This window comes from Acetobacter vaccinii (assembly GCF_008365315.1).
In the GTDB taxonomy this organism is placed as follows: Bacteria; Pseudomonadota; Alphaproteobacteria; order Acetobacterales; family Acetobacteraceae; genus Acetobacter; species Acetobacter vaccinii.
Map to the genome: position 1 here is coordinate 117,533 of NZ_CP043506.1, position 12,661 is coordinate 130,193.

General features: G+C 57.9%; 22 protein-coding genes. All 22 read right to left on the minus strand.

Annotation, left to right across the window (positions count from 1 at the left end; genetic code table 11):
- Window positions 1-45: 45 nt before the first annotated feature.
- The 22 genes from FLP30_RS00460 to rpsQ all read right to left on the minus strand — a co-directional run bounded on the left by FLP30_RS00460 (window position 46) and on the right by rpsQ (window position 12,658).
- Complete coding sequence (locus FLP30_RS00460; RefSeq protein ID WP_149277856.1) at window positions 46-222, minus strand: DUF1328 domain-containing protein; 177 nt, start codon at window positions 220-222, stop codon at window positions 46-48.
- Window positions 223-271: 49 nt separating this feature from the next.
- A complete protein-coding gene (locus FLP30_RS00465; protein WP_149277857.1) occupies window positions 272-505 on the minus strand; it encodes a hypothetical protein in 234 nt (77 codons plus the stop codon).
- An 81-nt stretch (window positions 506-586) separates the two neighbouring features.
- Complete coding sequence (locus FLP30_RS00470) at window positions 587-1,399, minus strand: ABC transporter ATP-binding protein (RefSeq protein WP_149277858.1); 813 nt, start codon at window positions 1,397-1,399, stop codon at window positions 587-589.
- Window positions 1,396-2,118, minus strand: a complete 723-nt coding sequence (locus FLP30_RS00475) for an ABC transporter permease (protein ID WP_149280132.1) — start codon at window positions 2,116-2,118, stop codon at window positions 1,396-1,398. Before FLP30_RS00475 ends, FLP30_RS00470 begins: the two co-directional genes overlap by 4 nt.
- 38 nt (window positions 2,119-2,156) lie before the next feature.
- Window positions 2,157-3,197, minus strand: a complete 1,041-nt coding sequence (locus FLP30_RS00480; protein ID WP_149277859.1) for an ABC transporter substrate-binding protein — start codon at window positions 3,195-3,197, stop codon at window positions 2,157-2,159.
- A gap of 259 nt (window positions 3,198-3,456) precedes the next feature.
- Window positions 3,457-3,882: a 50S ribosomal protein L17 gene (gene rplQ, locus FLP30_RS00485; protein WP_149277860.1), complete on the minus strand. Its 426-nt coding sequence runs from the start codon at window positions 3,880-3,882 to the stop codon at window positions 3,457-3,459.
- Window positions 3,883-3,913: 31 nt separating this feature from the next.
- The gene (locus FLP30_RS00490) at window positions 3,914-4,933 is read right to left on the minus strand and encodes a DNA-directed RNA polymerase subunit alpha (RefSeq protein ID WP_149277861.1); all 1,020 of its coding nucleotides are present in this window, start codon (window positions 4,931-4,933) and stop codon (window positions 3,914-3,916) included.
- Window positions 4,934-5,042: 109 nt separating this feature from the next.
- Window positions 5,043-5,435 carry a 30S ribosomal protein S11 gene (gene rpsK / locus FLP30_RS00495; RefSeq protein WP_003622750.1) on the minus strand — a complete coding sequence of 131 codons (393 nt, stop codon included), beginning with the start codon at window positions 5,433-5,435 and terminating at the stop codon, window positions 5,043-5,045.
- Window positions 5,436-5,504: 69 nt separating this feature from the next.
- Window positions 5,505-5,882, minus strand: coding sequence for a 30S ribosomal protein S13 (rpsM, locus tag FLP30_RS00500; protein ID WP_149277862.1), 378 nt, complete (start codon window positions 5,880-5,882; stop codon window positions 5,505-5,507).
- 118 nt (window positions 5,883-6,000) lie between these two features.
- On the minus strand, window positions 6,001-6,669 hold the full coding sequence (locus FLP30_RS00505) for an adenylate kinase (protein ID WP_149277863.1): 669 nt from the start codon (window positions 6,667-6,669) through the stop codon (window positions 6,001-6,003).
- A complete protein-coding gene (gene secY, locus FLP30_RS00510; RefSeq protein ID WP_149277864.1) occupies window positions 6,666-8,018 on the minus strand; it encodes a preprotein translocase subunit SecY in 1,353 nt (450 codons plus the stop codon). Before secY ends, FLP30_RS00505 begins: the two co-directional genes overlap by 4 nt.
- A gap of 141 nt (window positions 8,019-8,159) precedes the next feature.
- A complete protein-coding gene (gene rplO, locus FLP30_RS00515) occupies window positions 8,160-8,648 on the minus strand; it encodes a 50S ribosomal protein L15 (protein WP_149277865.1) in 489 nt (162 codons plus the stop codon).
- Between the two features lies 1 nt (window position 8,649).
- Entirely contained in the window at window positions 8,650-8,835 is a 186-nt protein-coding gene (gene rpmD / locus FLP30_RS00520; RefSeq protein WP_149277866.1) for a 50S ribosomal protein L30, read from the minus strand.
- Entirely contained in the window at window positions 8,828-9,397 is a 570-nt protein-coding gene (rpsE, locus tag FLP30_RS00525) for a 30S ribosomal protein S5 (RefSeq protein WP_149277867.1), read from the minus strand. Before rpsE ends, rpmD begins: the two co-directional genes overlap by 8 nt.
- A gap of 15 nt (window positions 9,398-9,412) precedes the next feature.
- On the minus strand, window positions 9,413-9,775 hold the full coding sequence (gene rplR, locus FLP30_RS00530) for a 50S ribosomal protein L18 (protein ID WP_149277868.1): 363 nt from the start codon (window positions 9,773-9,775) through the stop codon (window positions 9,413-9,415).
- Window positions 9,772-10,305, minus strand: coding sequence for a 50S ribosomal protein L6 (gene rplF / locus FLP30_RS00535; protein WP_149277869.1), 534 nt, complete (start codon window positions 10,303-10,305; stop codon window positions 9,772-9,774). The genes rplR and rplF overlap by 4 nt, the downstream gene beginning before the upstream one ends.
- 10 nt (window positions 10,306-10,315) lie before the next feature.
- The gene (gene rpsH / locus FLP30_RS00540; protein ID WP_149277870.1) at window positions 10,316-10,714 is read right to left on the minus strand and encodes a 30S ribosomal protein S8; all 399 of its coding nucleotides are present in this window, start codon (window positions 10,712-10,714) and stop codon (window positions 10,316-10,318) included.
- Window positions 10,715-10,723: 9 nt separating this feature from the next.
- The gene (gene rpsN, locus FLP30_RS00545; protein ID WP_149277871.1) at window positions 10,724-11,029 is read right to left on the minus strand and encodes a 30S ribosomal protein S14; all 306 of its coding nucleotides are present in this window, start codon (window positions 11,027-11,029) and stop codon (window positions 10,724-10,726) included.
- Window positions 11,030-11,101: 72 nt separating this feature from the next.
- A complete protein-coding gene (gene rplE / locus FLP30_RS00550) occupies window positions 11,102-11,671 on the minus strand; it encodes a 50S ribosomal protein L5 (RefSeq protein ID WP_149277872.1) in 570 nt (189 codons plus the stop codon).
- Window positions 11,672-11,681: 10 nt separating this feature from the next.
- A complete protein-coding gene (rplX, locus tag FLP30_RS00555) occupies window positions 11,682-12,002 on the minus strand; it encodes a 50S ribosomal protein L24 (RefSeq protein ID WP_149277873.1) in 321 nt (106 codons plus the stop codon).
- The gene (gene rplN, locus FLP30_RS00560) at window positions 12,002-12,370 is read right to left on the minus strand and encodes a 50S ribosomal protein L14 (protein ID WP_025826951.1); all 369 of its coding nucleotides are present in this window, start codon (window positions 12,368-12,370) and stop codon (window positions 12,002-12,004) included. Before rplN ends, rplX begins: the two co-directional genes overlap by 1 nt.
- A gap of 18 nt (window positions 12,371-12,388) precedes the next feature.
- Entirely contained in the window at window positions 12,389-12,658 is a 270-nt protein-coding gene (rpsQ, locus tag FLP30_RS00565) for a 30S ribosomal protein S17 (protein WP_149277874.1), read from the minus strand.
- Between the last annotated feature and the right edge of the window lie 3 nt (window positions 12,659-12,661).

Below are 12,661 nucleotides of genomic sequence, written 5' to 3' on the forward strand. Positions count from 1 at the left end.
AGGGCTTTTTGTTAACGGGCAGCCTCTGGCTTTGGTTCTGGCCTGCTATTTCATAATGCTGCGTCCGGCGACAAGCGCCACCACCAGGAAAACGACAAACAGCATAATACCGATAAAAAACAGGATCTTCGCCATGCCAGCAGCGGCAGAGGAAATGCCGCCAAAACCAAAAAGGCCAGCAACAAGCGAGACCACCAGAAAAAACAGAGCCAGTTTAAGCATATCGGTTGTCCTTTATGTTGTATGGTCCCCGTACGGCAAGGTCAGCCTATCAGCCTTTGCGCCGTAACAGAATACCGACGATGAAGCCGCACAGGCTTGCGGTGAACACCGCAAACAGAGGCTGGTCTATCACCACATCACGCATGGCTTCCGCCAGGGCAGAGCGCCCACCGGGGGTCAGCGCATCATACTCCGGGGTTTTACCAAACAGGCCGTCTGCCCCGTCCTGAACCCGGCCAATGCCATCTTCCAGCATGTGTTCCACTTTTTTTTCTTCACTCATGCGGGTCTTTCCTTACACCTGCTTCTGGTCATAACGCGGCATACCACTTTTTGGATGCATACAACCGCGCTCACCCCTGGGTCATATCTCGGCAGAGCGCCAGTAGGAGGCACCACCAGGGTCTGCCTCCCCCGCGATCATGGCGCGCAACCGCGTGGCATACATCCGAAATGCCGGAGAATCTGGGTCTCTTTCCGGCAGGTCGAGTGTAATTTCACCCGTAATGCCCGCCGGTGGCCCCCCTGCCAACACCACAACACGCGTGGCAAGGCGCAGGGCCTCGTCAATATCATGGGTGACGAACAGAACCGTTTTATGGGTTTCAATCCAGATCCGCCGCAGCTCATCCTGCAAGCCGGTGCGGGTTATGGGGTCCAACGCACCAAAGGGTTCGTCCATCAGCAACAGGTCCGGGTCCACTGTCAGGGCACGGGCAACGCCAACACGCTGCCTCTGCCCGCCCGACAGGCGGCGTGGCAGGCGCGTAGCCTCGGCCTCCAGTCCGACCAGACGCAGGGCCTCAAGCGCACGCTGCTTTCTGTCATCCCCCGACAGCCCCAAGCCTTCCAGCCCGAAAGCAACATTACGCAGGACCGAGCGCCATGGCATCAGCCGGGCATCCTGAAACACCATGGCGCTGCTGCGTCGGCCATCGCGCACAGCCGGGCCACCGGGGGCACAGGCGGTACCGCCAGTCTGGCCTTCAGTCGGCGGCACAAGCCCCATCAACACCCGCAAAAGGGTCGATTTACCAACGCCCGACGGCCCTAGCAGGCACACAAACTCGCCTCGCTCCAAGGTAAGATTGACACCGCGGAAGACAAACTGCCCGCCACCATCATGCGACAGCCCCCCATTGTGCAGGGAAGCAACGCTCTGCACACCAGCACTCATGGCTGCCACCGCAGCACACGGGCACGGACAAAGCCAAACAGAAAATCGGTCACTGCATACAACAAAGCCATGGTCAGCATGTAAACGACCACGACATCCGTTGCCAGCAGGCTTGAAGCCTGCATCATGCGGGCGCCAATCCCCGGCACACCAAACAGTTCCGCCGCCACAACCGACATCCAGCCCTGCCCCAGCCCTGTTCTTAACCCTGCCATGATCCCTGGGGCCGAGGCAGGCAGAACAATCTTGCCCAACCGCCCCAGAAAGCTGCCATGCCCAAAGGCTGCTGCCAGTTCAAAAAACTCAGGATCAACGCCTTTGACCGCGCCATAAGCCGCGTAAAAATTGATCCAGAAAACAGAAATCGCGATAATAAAGGTGGCACCCGCCGTATTGAGCCCAAACCAGAGAATGGCAAAGGGCACCCAGGCCAGCCCTGGCACAGGGCGCAACAGGCGCACAACCCCTTCCAGCAGGCTGTCCACAACCACCAGCATGCCGCAGACAACGCCCAGGGCGCAGCCCAGAATGGAGCCGATCAGCAGCCCCAGCGAGTAATGCTGCAAGCTGTCCCACACGGCCTGTTGCCAAAAACCGCCCCGGACTTCGTCCAGCCAGGCATCGCCCAGGCTGCTGGGAGCTGGCACCATACTGACAGGCAAAAAGCCGCAGCGCACTGCGGCTTCCCACCCCCCCACAAACACAACCAGCCCCAACATGGCCAGCCCAAGACGGGCCTGTTTACTTAAACTCTCCGTCACGGTGTCCCCTGCCGCCACAAATCCTGAATGAACAGGTCTTCCACTGGCTGCGCCTTACGCAGAAGCCCCTGCGCGACCTCAAAATCCTGCAAGTCACGCACGCCGGGAATAATCCTAGCTGGATCACTGATAAAGTGTGCTGCGGAATGCTCAAGTGCTTCTTTCATGAGTTCCTCGCTCACCAGCCCCCCACCGAGCACTTTCTGCACATAAGGCACCGCTTCATCCGGGTGCTGGGACAGCAGGGTCGTGGCGCGCACAAACAATGCCGTCAACGTCTTGGTCCACCCCTGCCTGTCAGGTGCCGTTGGGCGAAGGATGGCCAGCACAGACCCCGGCTGGTCAGGCATCATGCCTTGGCCATCCACAAAAATCCGCGCATCAGGCAGGCGGCGGCGCACGACGGTCAGCGCAGGCTCACGCAGCACGGCAGCGTCAACCGCACCGGCAAGAAAAGCCTGCTGGGCGGCATCAATATCCACACCAACAATGGTTGTGGCTGCGGCAAGGTCCGTAATACCAACCCGCTGCTTCAGCCAATACCGCAGCAGCGTATCAGGCACAGAGCCCGGCGGCTGTGTGGCAATACGCGGCAGACGCCCCTGTGTCGTATGGAAATGCTCAAACACCTCACGCGTAGCCTGTGCGCTCAGCGGTGCCTGCCCGTCTGCCGGCACTGAGGCTGCCAACGGGCCGCGCGCGATAACCGACAACTCATCGACGGATGCTGCGGCCACTACCTTAACATCTGCCCCATGGGCACGAGCCTGCAACAGCGGCAGAACACCCGCCACGTACCCATCAATCCGACCGGCAACCAGAGCCTGAATAGCCTGCGGCCCGGATGTAAAACGCACCAGTTCGAGTGTCAGTCCGGCATCCTTGGCCCAACCCTTGCCATCCAGCACAAACAGGGCGGAGGAACCCAGTACAGGAATATAACCAACCCGGATTGTTTCTGCCGCCTGCACAGGGGCCTGGGTGGTCACGGCCGCGACAGCCACGGCGGCCATCATTTTCAGAAAAAAGCGTCTCATTATACGCATGCTCCCGTATTGAAATGAAAAGAGAATTAGATATTACATTTTATATCAGTTAAAAATATTTTGAACATCACTATAACACTTGGGTCTGCGCCCTTAAGTGCCTGCAAGCCGCACGCTCTCCCATGCTTGAGGGAAAACCCTCCTGTGCTGACATAGACCCAACCAGCTTAAGACCGACTTTTCTGCGGACATAAAAAAAGCTGGCTCTTTTGCAAGAGCCAGCTTTTTCAAATCCGACAGAAGGAAACCCTTAGGCCGCGAGATCCTGAGAGGCTTCAACTTCCGGACGGGGGCCGCTGTCCTGGCCCTTGGCGCTGACATCGCGGTCAACCAGCTCGATGACAGCCATGGATGCTGCATCACCGTAGCGCACGCCAGCACGCAGGACGCGGGTGTAACCACCGTTACGGGCCTTGTAACGCTCTGCCACAGCCGAGAACAGCTTGCGGACAATCACGTCGTCACGCAGCACGGCAAAAGCCTGACGGCGGGCGTGCAGGTCACCACGCTTGCCGAGCGTGATCAGCTTTTCCACAACCGGGCGCAGTTCCTTCGCCTTGGGCAGGGTGGTGGTGATCTGCTCGTGCTTGATGAGGGCAACAGCCATGTTGCGGAACATGGCAGCACGATGAGAAGAGGTAACGCCGAGCTTTCTGCCGGCAATGCGGTGACGCATGGTTCAGTTCCTAGTTCAGTGAAAAGTCAGCTCAGAACGGCTCATCAAGCCGCTTGGCCAACTCTTCAATATTTTCCGGCGGCCAAGCCGGGACATTCATACCCAAGGACAGACCCATGGAGGTCAGGACTTCCTTGATCTCATTAAGGGACTTACGGCCAAAGTTCGGCGTGCGCAGCATTTCCTGCTCACTCTTCTGAACCAGATCCCCGATGTAGATGATATTGTCGTTCTTCAGGCAGTTTGCACTACGAACAGACAATTCAAGCTCATCCACCTTACGCAGCAGATTGCGGTTGAACGGCAGGTCATCTTCCGGCTCATCAGCCTGGACCGGACGCGGCTCATCAAAGTTGATGAACAGCTGGAGCTGGTCCTGCAGGATGCGGGCGGCCAGAGCCACTGCATCTTCCGGGGTTACAGCGCCGTTGGTCTCGACCGTCAGCAGCAGCTTGTCATAGTCGGTCACCTGGCCAACACGGGTCGGCTCGACCTTGTAGGACACGCGCTTGACCGGAGCGTAGATGGCGTCAATCGGAATCAGGCCAATGGGGGCATCTTCCGGCCGGTTGGCCAGAGCAGGCACGTAGCCCTTGCCCGTATTGACAATGAATTCCATGCCCAGGCGTACGCCGTCATCCAGTGTGCAGATAACAAGATCAGGATTCATGATCTCGATATCGTGCCCGGTCTGGATCTGACTGGCGCGGACCTCACCGGGGCCGGTTGCCGTCAGCACCATACGCTTTGGCCCTTCGCCATGCATGCGCAGTGCCAGCTGCTTGATGTTCAGGACAATGTCAGTGACATCTTCCCGCACGCCAGCAACAGACGAAAACTCATGCAGGACGCCGTCAATCTGAACCGCCGTGACAGCAGCACCCTGGAGGGAAGACAGCAGCACCCGCCGCAGCGCATTCCCCAGCGTCATGCCAAAGCCACGCTCAAGAGGCTCGGCCACCACGGTTGCGATGCGCGCTGGCTCGACACCTGACTCGACCTCAAGCTTTTCCGGCTTGATCAGCGATTGCCAGTTTTTCTGAAGGACCAATGGACCGGCCTTTCAATACGAAAAACCACTGCGATACAGTGATTTTTCTGAAGTGGACACAACAACCTAAAAGCGGTTTCCGGCGGGGAAACCGCTTCCCGAACAGCGTTCAGACGCGCCGACGCTTGCGCGGGCGGCAGCCGTTGTGCGGGACAGGTGTCATATCACGGATAGAGGTGATCGTGAAACCCACGGCCTGCAGGGCACGCAGTGCGCTTTCACGCCCCGAACCAGGACCGGAAACCTCGATTTCGAGGGTTTCCATGCCATGTTCACGCGCCTTGCGACCAGCGTCTTCCGCCGCAACCTGCGCCGCGTACGGCGTTGACTTCCGCGATCCCTTGAAGCCCTGAGCACCAGCGGAAGACCAGGAAATAGCATTCCCCTGGGCATCCGAGATGGTGATCATGGTGTTGTTGAACGTGGAAAGCACATGTGCCACGCCCGAAATAATGTTCTTGCGCTCTTTTTTGCGAATACGCGGTGTTGCGGCTTTCGCCATGTCTTTTCTACCTCAGTCCCTGCCCGATCCCTGTGTGTGCACAGGCCGGGCATTTTAGCGAGTATTGGATTAACGCGTGGCTTTCTTCTTGCCAGCGATCGCCACGGCCTTACCCTTACGGGTACGGGCGTTGGTGTGGGTCCGCTGACCACGCACCGGCAGGCCACGACGGTGGCGCAGGCCACGGTAGCAACCCAGGTCCATCAGGCGCTTGATGTTCATTGCCACTTCACGGCGCAGATCACCTTCAACGCGGTAATCACTGTCGATCAGTTCACGCAGCTTCTGGATTTCATCGTCGCTCAGCTCGTTCACGCGCTTCGCTTCCGCGATGCCCGTAGCCTTGCAGATTTCAGCCGCGCGGGTTGCGCCAACCCCATAAATGTACTGAAGCCCGATAACAACGCGCTTGTTTGTCGGGACATTCACGCCGGCAATACGTGCCACGCTTTATACTCCTGTACGCCCACCATAATGGCGAACGGCTCTGTAGCCCATGCCTGGGCAAATTTCACTTGGTGGCCGCGAAATATACTGGCCACCGGCACAAGTCAACGAAAACTGATCACTTCTTCGTGAGGTCTTTCGTTTCCCCAAGGGCTGCTTCAATTTCTGCTGTGACATCAGAGGTCGGCAACATGCCGTTGATGGCATGCAAACGACCGGACTTTTCATAGAACGGCAGAATCGGCGCAGTCAGCCTGCGGTATTCCTTCAGGCGTTCAACAACCGTATCACGGTTGTCATCAGCCCGACGCTTGAACTCATGGCTTCCACAGGCATCGCACACACCCGCAGCCTTGGGTGGGTTGGAGACCTCGTTGTAGGTCTTGCCACAGTTCGCACAGGTAAAGCGGCCCGCAATGCGATCGGCCAGAATGTCTTCATCAACATTCAGGAACAGCACCGCATCAATGCTCTTGCCATCAGCCTCCAGCATCCGCTCAAGCGCTTCTGCCTGAGCTTCAGTCCGGGGGAAGCCATCAAGGATAAACCCGTTCTGGCAATCCGGCTGGGCAATACGGTCCTTGAGCATGGCAATGATCAGATCATCCGGCACAAGCTTGCCAGAGTCCATCAGAGCCTTAGCCTGCTTCCCGACATCGGAGCCACGTGCCACTTCCGCCCGTAGCATGTCCCCTGTCGAGATCTGGATCATGCCGTATTTCTTTTCCAGAAACACGGACTGAGTCCCCTTGCCTGCCCCAGGTGGGCCAAGAAAGATAATGTTCATCGTCTGACAATCCTCTGTTTCTTGCCGCCACGTGTCTTGCGCATCAGGCCCTGATACTGGTGGGCCACCAGGTGTGACTGTATCTGGGTCACCGTATCGATCGTCACTGACACGATAATGATCAGACTGGTGCCGCCAAAGTAGAATGGCACATTATAATGACTGATCAGTATCTGCGGCAGAAGGCAGACTGCAACCATGTAGGCCGCGCCAATAGTGGTCAGGCGCGTCAGGATCTTGTCAAAGTAGGCGGCTGTAGCAGCACCGGGCCGAACAGTGGGAATAAACCCACCCTGCTTGCGCAGGTTATCTGCCGTTTCCATGGGGTTGAAGCTGACTGCCGCGTAGAAATACGAGAAGAAGACAATCATCAACGCGTAGAACAGCATATAGAGCGGTTGCCCCTGCCCCAGCTCTTCCCCAAGGAAAGAAAGCCAGCCAGGAAGCGACTTGCCATTCATCAGGCCAGCCAGCGTCACGGGGATCAACAGCACAGACGAGGCGAAAATCGGCGGAATAACACCCGCGGTATTCACCTTCAGCGGCATATGCGTCGTGTCACCACCAAACATACGCTGCCCCATCTGACGCTTGGGATACTGGATCACCACGCGCCTCTGAGCCTGCTCCATGAACACGATGAACATGATTGTCAGCGCAGCCAGCACCAGAAACAGGAGCACAAAGATCGGCGACAACGCCCCTGTGTACCCCAGCTGGAAGAGACTGGCCAAAGCATGGGGCAGATTGGCGACAATACCGGCAAAGATGATCAGTGAGATACCATTGCCAACACCGCGCGAGGTTATCTGCTCCCCCAGCCACATCAGGAACATGGTGCCACCCACAAGGGCAGTCACACAGGTGACCAGAAACAGCGGTCCAGGATCAACAACAGCGGCACCACTTTGCACATTCTCCAGCCCCAGGGCGATGCCGTAAGCCTGAAAAACCGCAATCAGCACTGTCAGATAGCGTGTGTACTGGTTGAGCTTCTTACGCCCCTGCTCACCTTCCTTCTTGAGGGCCTCAAGAGAGGGCAGCGCGGTGGACATAAGCTGGACGATGATCGACGCCGAAATATACGGCATGATGTTCAGGGCAAAGACAGTCATGCGCCCCAGCGCACCACCGGAGAACATGTTGAACATGCCCAGAATGCCGCCCTGATGCTGCGCAAGCAGCTGCCCCATCACTGTGGCGTCCACTCCCGGCACGGGAATATAGGTGCCAAGCCGATAGACAATAAGCGCACCCAGGGTAAACCAGATCCGCTTCTTGAGTTCCGTCGCCTTTGCGAACGACCCCACATTGAAATTGGCAGCCAGTTGTTCGGCCGCGGAAGCCATACATTCACCCTTTCATACAAACAGCGTCACCACAGGGTGTGGAGACGCTGGCATGATAGTCTGAAAAAATCCCAGACAGCAGTTCTGCAGACCATGAAAGGGGGAAAACAGCACAGTGTACTGCCTCCCCCCATCTCATGCTCAGGAAGCGCTAGCTTCCGCCACAACCGGCCCGAGCAGCTTGATACTGCCCCCGACCTTTTCAATGGCGACGCGGGCAGAAGCGGAAACGCCAGAAACTTCGAACGTTACGCTCTTTGTCAGTTCGCCCTCAGCAAGGATACGGACGCCCGCATACTTGCCAGAACCAACCAGCCCAGCTTGCTTCAGCGCTGCTTCCGTCACCGGAGCCGAAGCTTCCAGCTTGCCGTCAGCAATTGCCTGTTCAACAGCACCAAGGTTTACAGGAGCATACACCTTGCGAAAGATGTTCTTGAAACCACGCTTGGGCAGACGACGGTAGATAGGCAGCTGACCACCTTCAAAACCGTTCAGCGACACGCCTTCACGTGCCTTCTGACCCTTGACACCCTTACCGGAGGTCTTGCCCTTGCCGGAGCCGATGCCGCGCCCGAGACGCTTCTTGCGATAGCGCGAGCCTTCGTTATCACGAAGTTCGTTCAGTTTCATTTCAATCCTCCACCTTCACCAGGTGGGCCACCTTGCGGACCATACCCCGTGTGGACGGCGTATCTTCCAGAACCTTTTCCCGACCGATCTTGTTCAGACCGAGTCCGACCAGGGTTTCCTTCTGGCCAGGCTTACGCCCGTTGCCAGAAGCGATCTGAACGACCTTGAATGTCTTTTTCTCAGACATCAGCGCCCTCCACAGCCTGATCACGCTTGCCGAAGATTTCTGCAACCTTCTTGCCACGACGGCTGGCAACAGCGCGGGGGCTGGCGCAGCGCGTCAGGGCGTCAAACGTGGCCTTGACCATGTTGTGGGGGTTACGTGTCCCGAGGGACTTGGCCACCACGTCGTTGATCCCAAGGCTTTCGAAAACAGCGCGCATCGGGCCACCAGCGATGATCCCGGTCCCGGCTTCTGCCGAGCGCAGGACAACCTTACCTGCCCCGAAGTGGCCAGCCACATCGTGATGCAGGGTACGGCCTTCCTTCATCGGGACGCGGATCATGCTGCGCTTGGCGCGTTCCGTGGCCTTCCGGATTGCTTCCGGAACTTCACGGGCCTTACCAGCACCATAACCGACGCGACCCTTCTGGTCACCAACAACAACCAGAGCGGCAAAAGCAAAGCGCCGACCACCCTTCACAACCTTCGCAACGCGATTGATTGTGACGAGCTTGTCTACGAGCTCATCAGCTTCGCGCTCACGCTCACGGCCGCCTCGACCGCCTTCTCTTGGTTCACGAGCCATTGCGTGATCCTTTCCTCAGAAGGAGAGACCGCCCTCACGGGCCGCCTCCGCCAGGGCCTTGACACGCCCGTGATAAAGATAAGACCCCCTGTCGAAAACGACCAGAGAGACACCAGCAGCGACAGCGCGCTCGGCAATCAGCTTGCCAACAGCGCCAGCACTATCCTGGGTCGCACCGTTTTTAAGGGTCGCGCGCAGCTCTTTATCCAGAGTCGATGCCGAGGCAAGGGTCAGACCCTGTGCATCGTCAATGACCTGAGCATAAATGTTCTTGCCAGACCGGAAAACCGACAAACGAGGACGGCCACCAGCCTTGCGGCGAAGCTGGAAACGAAGGCGCGCACGCCGCCGGTTCCGCAGTTCCTGCTGAGTGCTCATTTCTTCTTGCCTTCCTTGCGACGAATGGTTTCCGTATCATAACGCACGCCCTTGCCCTTGTAGGGTTCCGGCTTGCGGTAGTTACGGATGTCCAGCGCCACCTGCCCAACCTGCTGCTTGTCGATACCTTCCACGACGACAGCGGTCGGACGCGGCGTGGTGATCTTGATCCCCGCAGGAATCGGATAAACCACGTCGTGAGAAAAGCCGAGGTTCAGCACAAGGTTGGAACCCTGCACCGCTGCACGATAACCAGTGCCGGTAATTTCCAGGGTCTTGGAGAACCCTTCGGAAACACCCTTAACCGCAGATGCGATCAGCGCACGGGTGGTGCCCCACATCATGCGTGCCTGGCTGGCGGTGCCAACCGGCTGCACAACAACCTTGCTGTCCTGCACTTCTGCCGCAACATGGGAAGAAATAGGCAGAGAAAGCTCGCCCAGCTTCCCTTTGGCACGGAACACGCCGTCCGTAATGGAAACGGTAACCCCCGCCGGCACTTCGACGGGATATTTGCCTACACGTGACATGTATCCCTCCTCAGAACACGCGGCAGAGGACTTCGCCGCCAACATTGGCGGCCCGTGCCTCTACGTCGGACAGCACACCACGAGGCGTGGACAGGATGGAAACACCCAGCCCGGCGCACACGCGCGGCAGTTCCTTGATTTTAGAATAAACGCGGCGGCCCGGGCGGGAAACACGCTGGATTTCCCGGATCACCGGTTCACCTTCAGCATATTTCAGCTCGATATGCAGCTGGGCGACACCCTTGCGCACTTCTTCGCGCTTGTAACCACGGATGTAACCCTCGCGCTGCAGCGCCTCCAGAACGTTTGCACGCAGGCTGGAAGCCGGTGCAACGCAGGAGTTATGACGCGCACGCTGAGCGTTGCGAATACGGGTGAGCATATCACCCAACGGATCAGAAAGAGACATGTCGCGCCCTTACCAGCTAGCTTTGACCACTCCCGGAATCTGGCCTGTAGACGCCAGATCACGGAAAGCGACACGACACAGTTCGAACTTGCGGTAGTTACCGCGAGAACGACCCGTGAGCTTGCACCGCAGACGCACGCGCACGCGCGAGCTGTTGCGGGGCAGTTCAGCCAGCTTCAGGGACGCATCAAACCGATCTTCCACGGGCAGAGAGCGATCCATCACGATGTTCTTGAGAGCTGTACGCTTCTCTTTATCCCGTGCCGCCATGCGCGCGCGTTTCGCATTACGCAGGATGGCAGATGTTTTAGCCATATAACATTACCTCCGGAACCCTTCGAAAACCTTCGACGGTTTTCCAAGATCAGACAATAGAGCCCGCCTGTATCATCCCGCGAAGGGAAGATCAAACGCCTTAAGCAGAGCCTTGGCTTCCGCATCCGTTTTCGCGCTGGTCACGAACACGACATCCATACCGCGGACATCGTCCACTTTGTCGTAATCGATTTCAGGGAAAACAATCTGTTCCTTCAGACCGAGGGCAAAGTTGCCACGGCCATCGAAACCCTTCGTAGCCGGCAGGCCACGGAAGTCACGGATACGGGGCATGGCAATGGTCACCAGGCGGTCAAGGAATTCGTACATCCTTGCCCGACGCAGGGTCACTTTGCAGCCAATCGGCAGGCCTTCACGAATCTTGAAGCCCGCAATTGCCTTCTTAGCCAGCGTCTTGACAGGCTTCTGGCCTGCAATCAGCGTCATTTCAGCAAAAGCAGCATCAAGCTTCTTCTGGTCACCCGCAGCTTCGCCGACGCCCATATTCAGGACGATCTTTTCAAGCTTGGGCACCTGCATTTCATTGCTGTAACCAAACTGTTCTTTCAGTTTGGCACGCAGTTCGTCCTCGTAGCGCTGCTGAAGGCGCGGGAGAGAACGGCTTCCGTTGTTCGCAGTCATTGGTGGTTTCTCAGCCTTCAATCACTTCACCTGTCGCCTTGGCGACACGGACTTTCCTGCCGTCTTCCAGCACCCGGAAACCAACGCGAGTCGGCTTCTTGGAGGCCGGATCCACCAGCTTCAGATTGGAAAGATGAACGGGCGCTTCACGAGCGATGATCCCGCCTTCTTCCCCCATACGACGGGCGCGCTGGTGGCGCTTGGCCACTGCAACACCACGAACAACCGCACGGTTCTCGGAAGGACGAACTTCCAGAACTTCCCCCTGGGTACCCTTGGAGGAACCGCTGATGACGAGAACCGTATCGCCTTTTTTAATACGGGCAGCCATTACAGCACCTCCGGTGCCAGAGAGATGATCTTCATGAACTTTTTGGCACGCAGTTCGCGCACAACCGGCCCGAAGATACGGGTACCAATCGGCTCCTGCTGCTTGTTGATCAGCACCGCCGCGTTCCGGTCGAAACGGATGGCGCTTCCATCAGGCCGACGGACGGGGTACGATGTCCGCACGATAACAGCCTGGTGAACGTCGCCCTTCTTCACCTTCCCACGGGGGATGGCTTCCTTGACGGACACGACGATCACGTCGCCGACCGAGGCGGACTTCCTCTTGGAACCGCCCAGCACCTTGATGCACTGCACCTGACGCGCGCCGGAATTGTCAGCGACGTCAAGGTTGGTCTCGGGATGGATCATAACCTAGATATCCTTACGTTAGACCGACGCGCCAGCTTCCACGCCCACGGTCTCGCCGTTGCGGGAAATCACGGTCCACGTCTTGCGCCGCGAAATAGGCGGGCATTCGACAATCCGCACGGTGTCACCCACCTTGCAGATGTTTTCCTCATCGTGCGCCGCGTATTTCTTGGAGCGACGGATGAACTTCTTGTAGAGCGGATGCATGACGCGACGATCAACAAGAACCGTAATGGTCTTGTCCATCTTGTCGCTGGTCACACGCCCGCTCAGGACGCGCCTTGGCATCGG

Coding starts and splice junctions, on each gene's coding strand:
- rplE (WP_149277872.1), bottom strand. CDS start 11,671: ATGACTGCGAACAACGGAAGCCGTTCTCTCCCGCGCCTTCAGCAGCGC.
- FLP30_RS00470 (WP_149277858.1), bottom strand. CDS start 1,399: ATGAGTGCTGGTGTGCAGAGCGTTGCTTCCCTGCACAATGGGGGGCTG.
- FLP30_RS00480 (WP_149277859.1), bottom strand. CDS start 3,197: ATGAGACGCTTTTTTCTGAAAATGATGGCCGCCGTGGCTGTCGCGGCC.
- rpsQ (WP_149277874.1), bottom strand. CDS start 12,658: ATGCCAAGGCGCGTCCTGAGCGGGCGTGTGACCAGCGACAAGATGGAC.
- rpsN (WP_149277871.1), bottom strand. CDS start 11,029: ATGGCTAAAACATCTGCCATCCTGCGTAATGCGAAACGCGCGCGCATG.
- rplF (WP_149277869.1), bottom strand. CDS start 10,305: ATGTCACGTGTAGGCAAATATCCCGTCGAAGTGCCGGCGGGGGTTACC.
- rpsE (WP_149277867.1), bottom strand. CDS start 9,397: ATGGCTCGTGAACCAAGAGAAGGCGGTCGAGGCGGCCGTGAGCGTGAG.
- rplO (WP_149277865.1), bottom strand. CDS start 8,648: ATGAAACTGAACGAACTTCGTGATAACGAAGGCTCGCGCTATCGCAAG.
- rplN (WP_025826951.1), bottom strand. CDS start 12,370: ATGATCCATCCCGAGACCAACCTTGACGTCGCTGACAATTCCGGCGCG.
- FLP30_RS00460 (WP_149277856.1), bottom strand. CDS start 222: ATGCTTAAACTGGCTCTGTTTTTTCTGGTGGTCTCGCTTGTTGCTGGC.
- rpmD (WP_149277866.1), bottom strand. CDS start 8,835: ATGTCTGAGAAAAAGACATTCAAGGTCGTTCAGATCGCTTCTGGCAAC.
- secY (WP_149277864.1), bottom strand. CDS start 8,018: ATGGCTTCCGCGGCCGAACAACTGGCTGCCAATTTCAATGTGGGGTCG.
- rplQ (WP_149277860.1), bottom strand. CDS start 3,882: ATGCGTCACCGCATTGCCGGCAGAAAGCTCGGCGTTACCTCTTCTCAT.
- rpsH (WP_149277870.1), bottom strand. CDS start 10,714: ATGTCTCTTTCTGATCCGTTGGGTGATATGCTCACCCGTATTCGCAAC.
- rplX (WP_149277873.1), bottom strand. CDS start 12,002: ATGGCTGCCCGTATTAAAAAAGGCGATACGGTTCTCGTCATCAGCGGT.
- rplR (WP_149277868.1), bottom strand. CDS start 9,775: ATGAGCACTCAGCAGGAACTGCGGAACCGGCGGCGTGCGCGCCTTCGT.
- FLP30_RS00475 (WP_149280132.1), bottom strand. CDS start 2,118: ATGTTGGGGCTGGTTGTGTTTGTGGGGGGGTGGGAAGCCGCAGTGCGC.
- FLP30_RS00465 (WP_149277857.1), bottom strand. CDS start 505: ATGAGTGAAGAAAAAAAAGTGGAACACATGCTGGAAGATGGCATTGGC.
- rpsK (WP_003622750.1), bottom strand. CDS start 5,435: ATGGCGAAAGCCGCAACACCGCGTATTCGCAAAAAAGAGCGCAAGAAC.
- FLP30_RS00505 (WP_149277863.1), bottom strand. CDS start 6,669: ATGAACATTATCTTTCTTGGCCCACCTGGGGCAGGCAAGGGGACTCAG.